The sequence below is a fragment of the Lentzea sp. NPDC037011 genome, assembly GCF_055607425.1.
The window spans coordinates 164,662-177,490 of the sequence record NZ_JBVJRT010000004.1; the positions used below are offsets into that span (position 1 = coordinate 164,662).

Annotated in this window: 18 protein-coding genes; 10 read left to right on the plus strand and 8 right to left on the minus strand. The window is 71.6% G+C overall.

The genetic code is table 11. The features are described from left to right. The first annotated feature begins 23 nt into the window (after positions 1-23). Together ACZ7CH_RS12840 and ACZ7CH_RS12845 are read left to right on the plus strand one after the other, a co-directional pair. Complete coding sequence (locus ACZ7CH_RS12840; RefSeq protein ID WP_360394470.1) at positions 24-227, plus strand: hypothetical protein; 204 nt, start codon at positions 24-26, stop codon at positions 225-227. After that, positions 214-828 carry a TetR/AcrR family transcriptional regulator gene (locus tag ACZ7CH_RS12845; protein WP_470373916.1) on the plus strand — a complete coding sequence of 205 codons (615 nt, stop codon included), beginning with the start codon at positions 214-216 and terminating at the stop codon, positions 826-828. Before ACZ7CH_RS12840 ends, ACZ7CH_RS12845 begins: the two co-directional genes overlap by 14 nt. Here ACZ7CH_RS12845 and ACZ7CH_RS12850 read toward each other — a convergent pair. Continuing rightward, entirely contained in the window at positions 825-1,346 is a 522-nt protein-coding gene (locus ACZ7CH_RS12850) for an AAA family ATPase (protein WP_470373917.1), read from the minus strand. The two genes, ACZ7CH_RS12845 and ACZ7CH_RS12850, sit on opposite strands and share 4 nt — an antisense overlap. Further along, positions 1,331-2,200 (minus strand): sucrase ferredoxin, encoded by an 870-nt coding sequence (locus ACZ7CH_RS12855; RefSeq protein WP_360394478.1) that lies wholly within the window; start codon positions 2,198-2,200, stop codon positions 1,331-1,333. The genes ACZ7CH_RS12850 and ACZ7CH_RS12855 overlap by 16 nt, the downstream gene beginning before the upstream one ends. 237 nt (positions 2,201-2,437) lie before the next feature. Between ACZ7CH_RS12855 and ACZ7CH_RS12860 the strand changes: the two genes are divergently transcribed. Next, positions 2,438-3,133, plus strand: a complete 696-nt coding sequence (locus ACZ7CH_RS12860; protein ID WP_458432241.1) for an SDR family NAD(P)-dependent oxidoreductase — start codon at positions 2,438-2,440, stop codon at positions 3,131-3,133. A gap of 28 nt (positions 3,134-3,161) precedes the next feature. Continuing rightward, entirely contained in the window at positions 3,162-3,791 is a 630-nt protein-coding gene (locus ACZ7CH_RS12865) for a class I SAM-dependent methyltransferase (RefSeq protein WP_470373918.1), read from the plus strand. Here ACZ7CH_RS12865 and ACZ7CH_RS12870 read toward each other — a convergent pair. The 3 genes from ACZ7CH_RS12870 to ACZ7CH_RS12880 form a co-directional block, all read right to left on the minus strand. Continuing rightward, positions 3,788-4,150, minus strand: a complete 363-nt coding sequence (locus ACZ7CH_RS12870) for a VOC family protein (protein ID WP_360394854.1) — start codon at positions 4,148-4,150, stop codon at positions 3,788-3,790. The two genes, ACZ7CH_RS12865 and ACZ7CH_RS12870, sit on opposite strands and share 4 nt — an antisense overlap. Before the next feature lie 80 nt (positions 4,151-4,230). Then, complete coding sequence (locus tag ACZ7CH_RS12875) at positions 4,231-4,980, minus strand: ZIP family metal transporter (protein ID WP_458432244.1); 750 nt, start codon at positions 4,978-4,980, stop codon at positions 4,231-4,233. Continuing rightward, the gene (locus tag ACZ7CH_RS12880) at positions 4,977-6,089 is read right to left on the minus strand and encodes an epoxide hydrolase family protein (protein ID WP_470373919.1); all 1,113 of its coding nucleotides are present in this window, start codon (positions 6,087-6,089) and stop codon (positions 4,977-4,979) included. Before ACZ7CH_RS12880 ends, ACZ7CH_RS12875 begins: the two co-directional genes overlap by 4 nt. Before the next feature lie 44 nt (positions 6,090-6,133). On the opposite strand from ACZ7CH_RS12880, the gene ACZ7CH_RS12885 reads away from it, so the two are divergent. Further along, positions 6,134-7,078 (plus strand): helix-turn-helix transcriptional regulator, encoded by a 945-nt coding sequence (locus tag ACZ7CH_RS12885; protein ID WP_360394493.1) that lies wholly within the window; start codon positions 6,134-6,136, stop codon positions 7,076-7,078. 2 nt (positions 7,079-7,080) lie between these two features. Further along, positions 7,081-7,347 carry a hypothetical protein gene (locus ACZ7CH_RS12890; RefSeq protein ID WP_360394496.1) on the plus strand — a complete coding sequence of 89 codons (267 nt, stop codon included), beginning with the start codon at positions 7,081-7,083 and terminating at the stop codon, positions 7,345-7,347. 9 nt (positions 7,348-7,356) lie between these two features. Here ACZ7CH_RS12890 and ACZ7CH_RS12895 read toward each other — a convergent pair whose 3' ends face one another. Then, positions 7,357-7,593, minus strand: a complete 237-nt coding sequence (locus ACZ7CH_RS12895) for a hypothetical protein (RefSeq protein ID WP_360394499.1) — start codon at positions 7,591-7,593, stop codon at positions 7,357-7,359. A gap of 60 nt (positions 7,594-7,653) precedes the next feature. Here ACZ7CH_RS12895 and ACZ7CH_RS12900 point away from each other — a divergent pair, with 60 nt between their 5' ends. After that, positions 7,654-8,241: a TetR/AcrR family transcriptional regulator gene (locus ACZ7CH_RS12900; protein ID WP_470373920.1), complete on the plus strand. Its 588-nt coding sequence runs from the start codon at positions 7,654-7,656 to the stop codon at positions 8,239-8,241. Position 8,242: 1 nt separating this feature from the next. Here the strand turns inward: ACZ7CH_RS12900 and ACZ7CH_RS12905 are convergent, their stop codons facing one another. After that, entirely contained in the window at positions 8,243-8,791 is a 549-nt protein-coding gene (locus ACZ7CH_RS12905; protein ID WP_458432248.1) for a cadmium resistance transporter, read from the minus strand. 91 nt (positions 8,792-8,882) lie between these two features. On the opposite strand from ACZ7CH_RS12905, the gene ACZ7CH_RS12910 reads away from it, so the two are divergent. After that, a complete protein-coding gene (locus tag ACZ7CH_RS12910; protein WP_470373921.1) occupies positions 8,883-9,725 on the plus strand; it encodes an SDR family NAD(P)-dependent oxidoreductase in 843 nt (280 codons plus the stop codon). A gap of 36 nt (positions 9,726-9,761) precedes the next feature. Next, entirely contained in the window at positions 9,762-10,325 is a 564-nt protein-coding gene (locus tag ACZ7CH_RS12915; protein ID WP_360394510.1) for a TetR/AcrR family transcriptional regulator, read from the plus strand. 8 nt (positions 10,326-10,333) lie between these two features. Here ACZ7CH_RS12915 and ACZ7CH_RS12920 read toward each other — a convergent pair whose 3' ends face one another. Next, positions 10,334-11,116: an LLM class flavin-dependent oxidoreductase gene (locus tag ACZ7CH_RS12920; RefSeq protein ID WP_360394512.1), complete on the minus strand. Its 783-nt coding sequence runs from the start codon at positions 11,114-11,116 to the stop codon at positions 10,334-10,336. Between the two features lie 617 nt (positions 11,117-11,733). Between ACZ7CH_RS12920 and ACZ7CH_RS12925 the strand changes: the two genes are divergently transcribed. Continuing rightward, positions 11,734-12,711, plus strand: coding sequence for a tyrosine-type recombinase/integrase (locus ACZ7CH_RS12925; protein WP_360394514.1), 978 nt, complete (start codon positions 11,734-11,736; stop codon positions 12,709-12,711). The last annotated feature ends 118 nt before the right edge of the window (positions 12,712-12,829 follow it).

Sequence of the window (12,829 nt, forward strand, 5' to 3'; positions counted from 1 at the left end):
ACCATGACACCAGAGTTGGGGGCATGATCGCCACCTGCCCCGCGTGCCACTGGCCCTGCGACTCCGCCCTGTCCCGCCACGGCCCGGTCGCCTACGTGCGGTGCGTGTGCGGCCTGTTCCTGGTGATCGACCGCGGGGTGCTCACCGCGACCGCCGGGACCAGCGCGTTCCGCCCGGTGCCGCGGACCAGCGGTGACCAAGTACCCTCGGGGCGTGAGCCGTCGTGATCTCCTGTGCGACACCGCGATCCAGATCCTCGCGGTGGAGGGCGGCCGGGGACTGACCCACCGCGCGATCGACCGCGAGGCCGGCGTCCCCATCGGCACCACCAAGAACTACTTCCCGACCCGCGAGGCCATCCTCGAGGCCTCCGCCGCGCGCATGACCGCACTGCACCGCGCCGCCGTGGACCGCCTGCGCGAGACCACCCCGGCCGACATCAGCCCCGCCGACGTCGCCGAGCTCTACCCGGCGCTGCTGCGGCGCGCGGTCGCCGAGGACCCGACGCAGATGCTCGCGATGGTGGAGCTGTACCTGGAGGCGGTGCGCCGGCCGGGGGTGCGTGCGGCGTTGTCGGGCATGGTGCTGGCCAACGCCGAGGCCGCCGCCGCTCTGCAGCAGGCCGCGGGGCTGCCCTCGACGGTGCGCGACACGGGCCTGCTCGACGCGTACTTCCTGGGAGTGGCGATCTCGTTGCTGGCGTTGCCGGTGGACACGCTGGAGACCGTGGGCCTGGACGACCCGTACGCGCTGGGCATCGGCGTGTTCTCCGCGACCGTGCCCGACCCGGTCGCGCCCCCGGCGCAGCACCGCGAAGCGGGCAGCTAGCCCAGGGCCGCGAGCAGCGCGGCGTAGGTCTGTTCCACGTCCAGCCCGCCGTTGTCGATGACCGTCGTCCCCGGTGTCAGGTACCGCCGCAGGTCGTCGAACACCTGGTGGATCAGCGCCTGCCCGCCCAGTGCCCTCACCACGGCGTCGATGGGGTCGTCGCGCTGCTCGAACCGGGTGATCGCCGTGGTCCGCGGGGCGAGCAGCACCACCTCCACGTACCACGCGCCGGCGGAGCTCACCGCGTCGGCGAGGACGTCGCGCTGGTCGCGGCGGGTGATCAGCTGCGGCATCACGACGTCGTGCCCGGTGCGCAGGTGGTGGGCGGCCATGGTGAGCGCGAGCGGGCGGACCAGGTCGACGGTGGCGAAGAAGTCGTCCTGCCAGCCGCCGACCAGGCCCACGATCCGGTCGGCGTCGAGGTTGAGCGTGAGCGGGTGGTCGGCGGCGTAGCGGGCGGCGAGGGTGGACTTGCCCACGCCGGTGGGACCGTTGAGGTGGATCAGCCTGGGCGGCACGCGCTCACCAGTTCGTCGACGGCGGTCGCGACCAGTGCGGTCGCGGTGTCGGGTGAGCGGCCGCAGCTCGACGGGCGCGGGGGCACCGGCCGCTCGGTCAGGGTCACCCGCCATTCTCGGCCATCGGCGTGGCGCACGGTCGCGGAGCCGGCGTTCTCGGCCACGACGGTGAGCACGTCGCCGGTCTCGCCGATCCGCTCGCGCACGGCGACCTCGGCGACCTGCCCGCGCGGGGTGAAGCAGGACCGGCCCCGGCAGCGTTCGGCGGAGACGCCCTTGGTGGTGAGCCGTTCGGCCAGGTCGTGGTCCAGGCGCCCGTAGAGGTGGCCGGTGGGCAGCAGCACACCGGTGGGGGCGAAGCGGTGGCCGCCGGTGTGGGTGCACTCCCACAGGTTCAGGGCGGTGGCGATCGGCCGCCCGTACAGCGCGCAGCACACGTCGCGTTTGCTGTTGGTGCACACCAGCAACAACGGGTCGTGCACCGGTGTGCCGAACGCCGTGGAACGCCCAGCGCCCAGCGCGGCGAAGTCCAGCTCCAGCAGCTCCTCGGGCGCGCCGACGTCGGCCTGTTCCAGCCACGACGCACCGGGGGTGGTGGCGGCGAGGTAGACGCGGCGGCGGGCGGGCACACCGGTGTCGGCGTGGCGGCCGGGACGGCGGATCAGCAGGATGCGCACCCCCGTGCCACTCGCACGGCGGTGCAGCTCGGCGCCCAGCTCGCGGTCGAGGTGGCTGTCGAGCAGCGCGTCGCGGCCCCACGGGCCGGGCTGCTCCAGGCACAGCCAAGCGGTGGCGGTCGCGGCCGTGCCGGCCAGCGGCTCACCCGCGAGGTCGGCGAGTACAGAGCACCTCATCTGCGCACTCTATACGGCCGATCGGGTGATGGCTAAGGACACCCTTACCTTCATCGTCGGCGGGTACCCGGCATCGACCGGGTGAACACACCACTGGGTTGTGCGACGGCGCCGCCTGCGTGCACGGCCGCCACGAGACCACGACCGCCCCGGTCAACGTCGTGCTCGCCGCGTTCGTCGCGGTGACCCGCGCCGGGCAGCTCTGACCGCGGGCGTGCGGGTCCTAGGGTGACCGGCATGACAACGGTCATCACCGGGGGAAGCCGGGGGATCGGTGCCGCGACCGCGCGCAGGCTGGTGCGCGACGGGCACCGGGTCGTGATCAGCTACCGGCAGGCCGCCGACGAGGCCCGTGCCCTGGAGCAGGAGCTGGGTGTGGTGGCCGTGCGGGCCGACACCGCGGACGAGCACGACGTGGCGCGGCTGTTCGACGCCGCCGGCGAGGTCACGGGCGTGGTGAACAACGCGGGCATCACCTCGCCGGTGGGGACGCTGGCCGAGCTGCGCACCGAGGATCTGCGCCGCGTCGTGGACGTCAACGTCGTCGGCGCGTTCTTCGTGGCCCGCGAGGCGGCCCGGCGGATGAGCGCGGGCGCGATCGTGAACGTGTCCTCCGGTGCCGCGACGCTGGGCAGCCCCGGCGAGTACGTGCACTACGCCGCCACGAAGGCCGCGGTCGACGCGCTGACGATCGGCCTGGCCAAGGAGCTGGCGCCGCGCGGGATCAGGGTGAACTGCGTGCAGCCGGGCACCGTCCGCACCGACATCCACCGGCTCTCCGGTGTGCCGGACCGGGCCGACCGGGTGGCGCCGCGGGTGCCGCTGGGACGCGCGGGGGAGGCCGAGGAGATCGCGAACGCCATTGCCTGGCTGCTGTCGGCGGAAGCCTCCTACACCACCGGGGCGGTTCTGCGGGTGACCGGCGGGATGTGACGGGCGGGCGCACCTAGACTGCTGGGTCATGTCCGCTCCGACCCTGGCGGAGTTCGTGCTCGCGAACACGACTCCGACGCCGGTGCCGCTCGTGCCCGAGATCGTGCTGCACAGCGCGTGCGAGGCCATGGAGCTGTGGGAGCGCACGCACCACGACCAGCCGCCGTTCTGGGCGTTCCCGTGGGCCGGTGGGCAGGCGCTGGCCCGGCACGTGCTCGACCACCCCGAGCTGGTCGCGGGCCGCACGGTGTTCGACCTCGCGTCCGGTTCGGGGCTGGTGGCGATCGCCGCCGCGCTGGCGGGAGCGCGGGAGGTCGTCGCGAACGACATCGACCCGTTGTCGCTGGCGGCGGTGCGGCTCAACGCCGAGGCCAACGGGGTGCGCGTCACGACCCTGGCCGCCGACCAGCTCGCCGGGGACGCCGCGGGCGCCGGCGTGGTGCTCGCCGGGGACGTGTTCTACGACGCGCGGATCACCGCGCTGGTGCTGCCGTTCCTGCACCGGGCGGCGGCACGGGGCGCGGTGGTGCTGCTGGGCGACCCGGACCGGGCGCACCTGCCGCGCGAGCGGTTCACGCAGCGGGCGCGCTACGAGGTGCCGGTGCCGTTGACGCTGGAGAGCACCGAGACCCGCAGCGCGACCGTGTGGACCGCCTAGTTGGTCACCAGGCAGAAGGGGTGACCGGCGGGGTCGGCGTAGACGCGGAACCCCGTCTTGGACCGCGAGCCCTTGAGCTTGGTCGCCCCGAGTTCGAGCACGAGCGGTTCGGACTCGTTGAGGTTGCTCACCATGACGTCGAGGTGCACCTGTTGCGGGTGCTCCTGGCCGGGCCACTGCGGCGGCTCGTAGTCGTCGACGCGCTGGAACGACACCCGCATCCCACTGGGAGCCTCCAGGGTGGTCCACCACCCGTCGGAGTCGGTGACCTTCCCGCCGATCAGCTCGCGGTAGAACTCCGCGAGCTCGTCCGGTTCGGGGCAGTCCAGCACCACGTCGTAGAGCTCACCGATCGCCACGACTCTCCTCGTCAGCCGCACCTCGCGCCACCTGCTGGCGGCGCGAGCGACCTTAACGCCCACCCGCCGGGCACCCCGCGTCAGCCCAAACGTTCCACCACGAACGCCGTGAGGAACCCCGCCGTGGTGCACAGCCCGGTGTAGAGGCGGGCCCGTTCGAAGGCCTCGGGGATCATGGTGTCGGCGATCATCGCCAGGATCGCACCGGCGGCCGTGGCGGTGATGACGGCGATCACCTGCGGGGAGGCGCCGTCGAGCAGCACGTTGCCCAGCGCCGCCGAGATGCCGCTGGCCACGGCGATCACACCCCACACGCCGAAGACGTAGCCCGCTCCGCGCCCCGCCTGCTTCATGCCCGCGACGCTGGACAGGCCCTCCGGGACGTTGGAGATCACCACGGCCACCAGCATCGCGACCCCGATGCCCCCGCCGTCGAGCAGCGACACACCGAGCACCACCGACTCCGGCACCCCGTCGAGCAGGGCGCCGACCGCGATCGCCGTGCCGCTGCCGGCCTGGTCGGACTCCGAGGGCTGGTTCGCGGCCCGTTTGCGGTGCCGTGCCCCGTGGCGGGCCAGCACCACGTTCGCCAGCACGTAGGCCAGCGCGCCCCCGGCGAACCCGGCCGAGGTGGCCAGCAGGCCACCGGTCTGCTCGGCCTCGTCCACCAGCTCGAACGACGCCGCCGCGATGAGCACGCCCGCGCCGAAGGCCATCACCACCGCGACCACGTCGCGCGGCACGCGCACGAACCAGGCGACGACCGCGCCCGCGACGAGCGCGCCGCCACCTGCCAGACCCCACAGTCCCGCTTCGATCCACTGCGTCACCGAGGCGGGGTGCCCTGCAACTTCGCGAAGAACACCTTCAGGTCCTCGGCCAGCAGATCGGGTGCCTCGTGCCCGGAGCAGTGCCCGCCGCGGCCGAACTCCGACCAGTGCACCAGGTTGTGGTGGTCGCGTTCGGCGAAGCGGCGGATCGACTGGAAGTCGTCGGGGAAGACCGCCACGCCCAGCGGGAACGTCGTCGGCTCGCCCGGGGTGTCCTCGCGGTGGGCGTCCTCGTAGCACAGCCGCGCCGAGGACCCGGCGGTGCGGGTGAACCAGTGGATCGACACGTTCGCCAGCAGGAAGTCCCTGCTCACCGCCGGCTCACCCATCAGCTGCAGGATCCAGGCGAGCTGACCGGCGGGGGAGTCGGCCAGGGCGAACACCACGTTCTGCGGCCGCGACTGCTGCAGCTTCGCGTACCCCGACATGGTGTCGTAGAAGTTCTGCAGCACCCCCGGGCGCCGGTGCTCGTCCTGCGTCAGCCCCTCCACCTCGGCCGGGTCGCCCGAGGGGAACGAGAAGACCTGCGTGACGTGCACCCCGGCCACGTGCTCGCCGTCCACCCGGCCCAGCTCCGGCCCGATGATCGCCCCGGCGTCGTTGCCGTGCACCCCGTAGCGGGTGTGGCCCAGCCGGCTCATCAGCTCCGCGTAGGCCCGTGCGACCCGCCCGGAGTGCCAGCCGGTCGCGGTCGTGGGACCGGAGAACCCGACACCGGGCGTCGAGGGGATCACCAGGTGGAAGTCGTCGCGCAGGTGCTCGATGACGTCCACGAACTCCAGGACCGTGCCCGGCCAGCCGTGGATCATCAGCAGCGGCAACGCGTCCGGATTCGTGCTGCGCACGTGCAGGAAGTGCACACCCGTGCCGTCGATCTCGGTGACGAACTGCGGGAAGGAGTTGAGCCGCGCCTCGACCGCCCGCCAGTCGAACTCCTCGGCCCAGTACCGCGCCAGCTCCCGCACGGTCTCGACCTCGTCGCCGTAGCGCGCCCCCGCACTGGGCACCTGGTCGGTCCACCGCGTGCGCGCCAGGCGCAGCGCCAGCTCGTCGAGTTCTGCCGCGCCGACCGCGACCCGGAACTCCCTGATTTCCGTCGTGTCACCCATCCTCCGCGGCATTGTGGCCAGCTCCTGTCCTAAAGTTCCGGGTCATGTTGGAAACCTCCGCACGCTTGCTGCGCCTGCTCGCCCTGCTGCAGTCCCGCCGCGACTGGCAGGGCTCGGAGCTCGCCGACGAGCTGCGGATCAGCCCCCGCACCGTCCGCCGCGACGTCGACCGGCTGCGCGAGCTCGGCTACCCGGTCAACGCCACCACCGGCAGCTTCGGCGGCTACCGCCTCGGCGCCGGCGCCGAGCTGCCCCCGCTGCTGCTCGACGACAACGAGGCCGTCGCCGTCGCCGTGGCCCTGCGCACCACGCCGGTCACGGGCCTGGAGGAGGTGTCGCTGCGCGCCCTGCTCAAGCTCGAACAGGTCCTGCCCTCCCGGCTGCGCCACCGCGTCTCCGCGCTCGAAGGCGTCGAGTCCGTCCCCCGCGACAGCCCCGCACCGGCGCTGGACCCCGAGCTGCTCACCACCCTCGCCGCCGCCTGCCGCGACAGCGACACCCTCCGCTTCGACTACACCTCCCACGACGGCACCCCCACCCGCCGCCGCGCCGAACCCCACCGCCTCGTCAACTGGGGCCGCCGCTGGTACCTCGTCGCCTGGGACGCCGACAAGCAGGACTGGCGCAGCTTCCGCGTCGACCGCATCAGCCGCCCCGTACCACCGCACGGGCCCCGCTTCACCCCGCGCGAGCTCGACGCCACCACCTACGTCGCCTCCCGGGTGACCTCCGCGGCCTGGCGCTACGAGGCCCGCGTCCTCGTCCACGCCCCCGCGACCGAGGTCCTCACCCGGATCAGCCCCGCCATCGGCAGCGTCGAGGCCGTCGACGAGCACACCTGCGTCCTGGTGACCGGCTCGGACTCCGTCGAGACCCTCGCCGTCTGGATCAGCATGCTCGGCTTCGACTTCGAGGTCACCTCACCGCCCGACCTGGTTGCACACGTTCGCACCCTTGCGGCCCGCTACGCCCGCGCCGTACAAGACTGACCATGGCCATCACGGGTAGGGACATCGAGCACCTGCTCTACACCGACACCCCCGACCCGGTCCTGGTCCTGCACGACGGGGCCACCGAGATCGTCGCCGCGGCCGAGCTCGGTGCCTGCCCGGGAGCGGTGGTGGTGTGCTCGCGCGCGGAGGTGCTGCGCCGGGTGGGGGAGAGGGACCTCAGCGAACAGGACCTGGCGGGACTGGCCGCCGCCCTGTCCGACGCGGTCGCGGACCCCACCCGCGCACGGCCGCTGTGGCCCCTGTGAGCACCCGGCCTACCGCCTGCGGCGCAACCTGACCGGGTCACCGGGCGCGGGCGCCTCGTCCTGCCGCTGGGCCTCGGCCTGGACCTCGACGTTCGTCCGGTGTGCAACCGGGTCCCAGATCTCCTCGAACGGCGCCATGAGCGAATGCCCGCTGCCGCTGCGCCGGGCCCGATGGGCGTACCAGGCGAAACCCGCCAGGAAGAGGGGCAGGCTCAGCAACGCGGCCACGGACGCCAGGAGCTCCACTCACCCGACGGTACAGTAACGTCGCGTATCCAGAAACACCGTGTTACCGAATGGACGGCGATGACCCGCCTCACCCGAGCCGAGCAGCAGCGGCTCACCCACGACCACCTGCTCACCGCCGGCCGCCAGGTCTTCCTGCGCCGCGGCTTCCTCGCCGCCACCGTCGAGGAGATCGCCGCCGACGCCGGCTACACCCGCGGCGCCGTCTACAAGCACTTCGGCGGCAAGGAAGGCCTCTGGCTCGCCCTCGTCGACACCGACGCCGACGCCCACCTGCAGACCCTGCGCACCGCCCTGAGCGCGGCCACCACCCGCGACGAGCTGATCGCCGCACTCACACCCGCCACCACGACCGGCGACCAGGCCGCGCGGTGGAGCGCGGCCGCCGCGGAGGTGCTCGCCGCGACCGCCCAGAACCCCGGCACCGCGGCCCAGGTCGCCGCCGTCCAGCAACGCCACGACGACGCCGTCACCGCACTGCTGCGCGAACACTCCCGCCGCCTCGGCCTGCACCCCGCCCTGCCCCTGGAGCAGGCCGTCGTCCTGCTCGGCGCACTGGGCATCGGCCTCGCCCTGCGCCAGACCGTCGCCCCGGCCGCCGACCCCGCCGCGATCCTCGGCCACGTGCTCGACACCCTGTTCCGGTGACTCAGCCGGAGAACAACACCAGCAGACCGATCCCGACCAGCACCACCGGCAACGCGATGTGACCCCACCTGGCCAGCGCGCGGGCGACCACCTGCCGGGAGGCCAGGAACCAGCCCGCCAGGCACCACACGCCCACGAGCGCCAGGAACACCACGACGTAGAGCCACAGCGCGTCGGTCACCGTGAAGACCGGGACGTAGACGCCGATGTTGTCGCCACCGTTGGCCAGCGTCACACCCGCGACGGCCAGGACGCCCGGAGCCGCGCCGGGGTCGCCGTCGTCGTCCCCGCGCCACAGCGACCAGGCCGCCTTCAGGCCCAGCGCCAGGGGGATCAGGCCGAGCCAGGGGCGGAACTGCTCGGGCAGCAGGGAAGCGCCGAGGGCACCCAGCACCGCCACCACGAGGATGCCCGCGAAACCCAGGTACTGACCGGCCACGATCTGCCAGGCGGAGCGGGCGCGGGCGAAGAACAGGGCCAGGAGCACCAGGTCGTCGACGTTGGTGACGGCGAACATGCCCGCGGCCTGGGCGATCACAGCGAGGTCCACGAGCGGGGATTCTCGCGCACGCGACAAACGGATAGCTCATCCGGATGTGCTAGCGTCCCGAAACGGATCAACTATCCACACAGGAGACGCCATGCCACCCAAAGCAGTCATCACCGCCGCAACCGCCGGCATCGGACTCGAAACCGCAAAAGAACTCGCCCGACGCGGATTCGCCGTCACCGTCATCGGACGCGACCCACAACGAGGACACCAAGCAACCGCACAGATCGGGGGAGAAGCCCGATTCCTCCGCACCGACCTCGCCTCACTGCACCAAGTACGCGCACTCGCCCGCAAACTCACCGACGAAGGACCACTCGACGTCCTCATCAACAACGTCGGCGCCATGTTCCCCCGACACCAGCACATCGACGGCCTCGAAGCCACCTTCCTCGTAAACCACCTCTCGCCCTACCTGCTCACCGAACTGCTCCTGCCCGTCATCACCGGCCGCATCGTCAACGTCACCTCAGCAGCCGTCATCGCCGCCAAGAAGAACTTCGACCACACCGAACCACCCGGCGGCTACTACGCCTTCCACTGGTACGGCCGCGCCAAACTCGCCAACCTCGCCTACACCCTCGACCTCAGCACCCGCACCAACGGCATCACCGTGATCGCCGCCGACCCCGGCGGAGCAGCCACCGACATGACCAACGGCACCATGAACGACCCGAACATCGTCTCCCCACCACTGCGCCTGCTCTGGCCACTGGTCAAACGCACCTTCGACCGCTCCACCGCCCGACCCGCCACCCACGCCGCACAATCCTCCATCACCGCCGCCACCGACCCCGCACTCACCGGCCGAACACAACTCCTCATTGGGCCGAACGGGACACCCACCACCCCCCACCGCACCGCACTGCAACCCCACGTGATCGCCGCCATCCGCCGCCTCAGTGAACAGCACGCGCCACTCGAGCCCAGCTGACCCAATACGGATGGGCTATCCAATTACCCTGGACACATGACGCCGCTGCGCAAGGACGCCGCCCGCAACTTCGACCGCATCGTGGCCGTCGCACGCGAACTCGTCGACCAAGGCACCCCACTGCAGCTCAACGACGTCGCCCGCCGCGCAGGCCTCGGCGTCGGCACCGTCTACCGCCACTTCGCCACCACCGAAGCCCTCCTCGAAACCATCGCCACCCCCTGCCTCGAAACCCTCACCGCACACGGCCACCACGCCCTCACCGCCGACAACCCCTGGCACGCCCTGCGCACCTTCCTCGAACGCACCGTCGAAGCCCAGGTCACCGACCCCGCCATGGTCAAAGTCGTCGCCTCCACCACCGACGCCCTCCCGCACACCACCGAGCTCAAACACCAACTCCAAGCACTCGGCAAAGCCCTCTTCGCCCGCGCCCGCGACGCCGGCCACGTCCGCACCACCGTCCACGACGGCGACATCGTCCCCCTCATGTGCGGCATCGCCTACGCCGTCCACCTCCACGGCCACCCCACCCACGACCGCGTCACCACGGCCCACCGCTACCTCGACACCCTCCTCGAAGGCCTCCACGCCTCCTGACCGCACACCTACCGCGGGGGACCGGCCACCACGAACTCCCGCAACCCCGCCACATCCCGCGCACCACCATCAGTCAGCACCCACGTCACCCCCGCCTCCTCATACGCACCCACATCCGACAACCCCGGACCCCAGATCACCAGATCACCCCCGACCGGCCCACCCGACGCCACGAACTCCGCCTTGATCCGCGCCGCATCAGCGGGGGAGACCACCGCCAACCCCGACCCACCGAACACCGCCGGCACCACCCCGTCCGCCAACGCCGCCGCACGGAACGGCACCTCCCGAGGCCACACCCCACCCACCCAGATCGGCACCTCCACCGGCGCGAACCGCACACCCTCCGCACGGAACAACGCACCCCGGTGATCCACCACCTCACCCGACAACAACGCCCGCACCAACCCCACGCCCTCCGACATCGCCTCCGCCCGCGACACCACCTCACCGAAGGGGGAGAAGTCCTGCGGCGTCCCCGCACCCACCCCCAGCACCAACCGCCCACCCGACAACCGCTGCACCGTCGACGCCTCCAGCGCCACCTTCCACGGCCGCCGCCGCCCCAACGACGTCACCACCGGCCCCAACCGGATCGACGACGTCCGCGCCGCCACCGCACCCAGCACCACCCACACGTCCGCCACCACCGGCTCGTCCGGCACCACCACGTGGTCCCACAGGAAGAACCCGTCCCACCCCGCCTCCTCGGCGGCCACCGCCAGCGACACGAGCTCAGCCGGGTCACCCAGCTCCGGACCGAAACACGGCACGTACATCGCAAATCGCATGCACCGAGTGTGGCAAGCACCCCTGACAAGATCATCTGACCAGGGGAGCTAACGCCACGGTGACGAAAGCAGGCGAGCGTCGGCGAGCGGCCGCAGCGCGGTCACCGAAGCGCCACCTTCACCAAGCGGCAACAGCGACGCGCGTCCCGACGCAGAACGACGAACCGACACGCGAACCGAGCGTCGGCGCCCGGCGAACGCAACGCGGCGCAAGGCAGGCGCGCGAACCCCGGAGGAGGACTTCAGGAGCACCAGATCCGCGTTACTTGACATAATGTAGATTATCGGCGAAACGGCGACCTGCGGAGATCGTCCAGAAGGACCCGAATCCCAGGCCGTCGCGCCGGACCGTCCTCAGGTGCGTCTGCGGGTGTCGCCCACGGGCAGGTCGGCGGACACCCCTGCAGACGCCTGAACCTCGAACCTCGGCGATGCCGGAGCGCGGTCGGCATCGACTGGTTGTGGAAGAGACGCGCGAACCGGTGAATCGTGACGCGGGCTCCCCGAGGAACTCCGGCGCCACCGACCGTGCCACCGCCCGCCGCCGGAGTCCGGCGAAACGGACATTTGATGCATAATCGCCATTATCCAGCACAGAACGCGGAATTGTCGGTGCTGTGCGGTACAAGATCCATATGCACGTGCTCGCCGCGCAGGACGCCTTCTTCCTCGCCCGCCGGACCCGCAAGGACTCGCCGCACACCACCGCGGCCTACCAGCGGGATCTCGCCGGCGTGACCGCACTCCTGGCCGAGACCCTCTCCTCCCCCGTCGAGGACCTCGTCGTGCAGGACCTCACGGGCGCCAACCTGCGTCACGCTTTCGGGTTGTTCGCGGACACGCACGCCAAGAGCTCCGTGCTGCGGGCCTGGTCGACGTGGAACCAGTTCCTCACGTTCTGCGTGGCCGAGGACCTGATCGCGGGCAACCCGATGGGTGCGGTGGCGCGGCCGAAGACCCCTCCCCTGGTGCCCAAGCCGTTGCGGGGTGAGGACACGCCCGAGCAGTTGCTGACGGCGGCCGCGGAGGGGGCGCGCAAGGGGCGTGACCCGTGGCCGGAGCGGGACGTGCTGGTGATCGCGCTGGGGTTGGTGGCGGGGTTGCGCAGTGCGGAGATGCGGACGTTGACGCTGGCGAGCGTCGTGGGGCGGGAGGGTGATCGGCGGTTGCACGTGAAGGGCAAGGGGAACCGGGACCGGTCGGTGCCGATCGAGCCGCCGATGGAGCGGATCGTGGAGGCGTACCTGGCGAGTTGCCGGCGGCGGTTTCCGCAGGGGCGGTTCGACCGGGACAGTGCGTTGTTGCGGGATCGGCATGGTGAGCCGATCGGGCGGGGTGGGTTGGAGTACCTGGTGAAGTCGTGTTTCCGGTGGGCGGGGTTGCACGACCGGGTGCCGACGGGGGCGAACCTGCACGCGTTGCGGCACACGTTCGCGACGCGGTTGGCGGAGGACGGGGCGTCGGCGAGCGAGATCATGGCGTTGCTGGGGCATGCGAGTTTGGCGACGAGTCAGAACTACATCGAGGCGACGGCGCGGGAGCGGCGTGCGGCGGTGGCGAGCAATAGGACGTATCGGGCGTTGCGGGACATGTAGTGGGGTTCGACCGGTGTGCGGGAGCCTCGGTGGGTCGGGGTTGCCCTGGTGCCGGTGGGGTGGGCCGTGTGGGTGACGTGGTGGTGCGAAAACCGCATTTCAGGGGTACTCAGTGGGA

Coding starts and splice junctions, on each gene's coding strand:
- ACZ7CH_RS12920 (WP_360394512.1), bottom strand. CDS start 11,116: ATGCGATTTGCGATGTACGTGCCGTGTTTCGGTCCGGAGCTGGGTGAC.
- ACZ7CH_RS12855 (WP_360394478.1), bottom strand. CDS start 2,200: ATGAGGTGCTCTGTACTCGCCGACCTCGCGGGTGAGCCGCTGGCCGGC.
- ACZ7CH_RS12860 (WP_458432241.1), top strand. CDS start 2,438: ATGACAACGGTCATCACCGGGGGAAGCCGGGGGATCGGTGCCGCGACC.
- ACZ7CH_RS12910 (WP_470373921.1), top strand. CDS start 8,883: ATGCCACCCAAAGCAGTCATCACCGCCGCAACCGCCGGCATCGGACTC.
- ACZ7CH_RS12900 (WP_470373920.1), top strand. CDS start 7,654: ATGACCCGCCTCACCCGAGCCGAGCAGCAGCGGCTCACCCACGACCAC.
- ACZ7CH_RS12890 (WP_360394496.1), top strand. CDS start 7,081: ATGGCCATCACGGGTAGGGACATCGAGCACCTGCTCTACACCGACACC.
- ACZ7CH_RS12865 (WP_470373918.1), top strand. CDS start 3,162: ATGTCCGCTCCGACCCTGGCGGAGTTCGTGCTCGCGAACACGACTCCG.
- ACZ7CH_RS12840 (WP_360394470.1), top strand. CDS start 24: ATGATCGCCACCTGCCCCGCGTGCCACTGGCCCTGCGACTCCGCCCTG.
- ACZ7CH_RS12885 (WP_360394493.1), top strand. CDS start 6,134: ATGTTGGAAACCTCCGCACGCTTGCTGCGCCTGCTCGCCCTGCTGCAG.
- ACZ7CH_RS12880 (WP_470373919.1), bottom strand. CDS start 6,089: ATGGGTGACACGACGGAAATCAGGGAGTTCCGGGTCGCGGTCGGCGCG.
- ACZ7CH_RS12915 (WP_360394510.1), top strand. CDS start 9,762: ATGACGCCGCTGCGCAAGGACGCCGCCCGCAACTTCGACCGCATCGTG.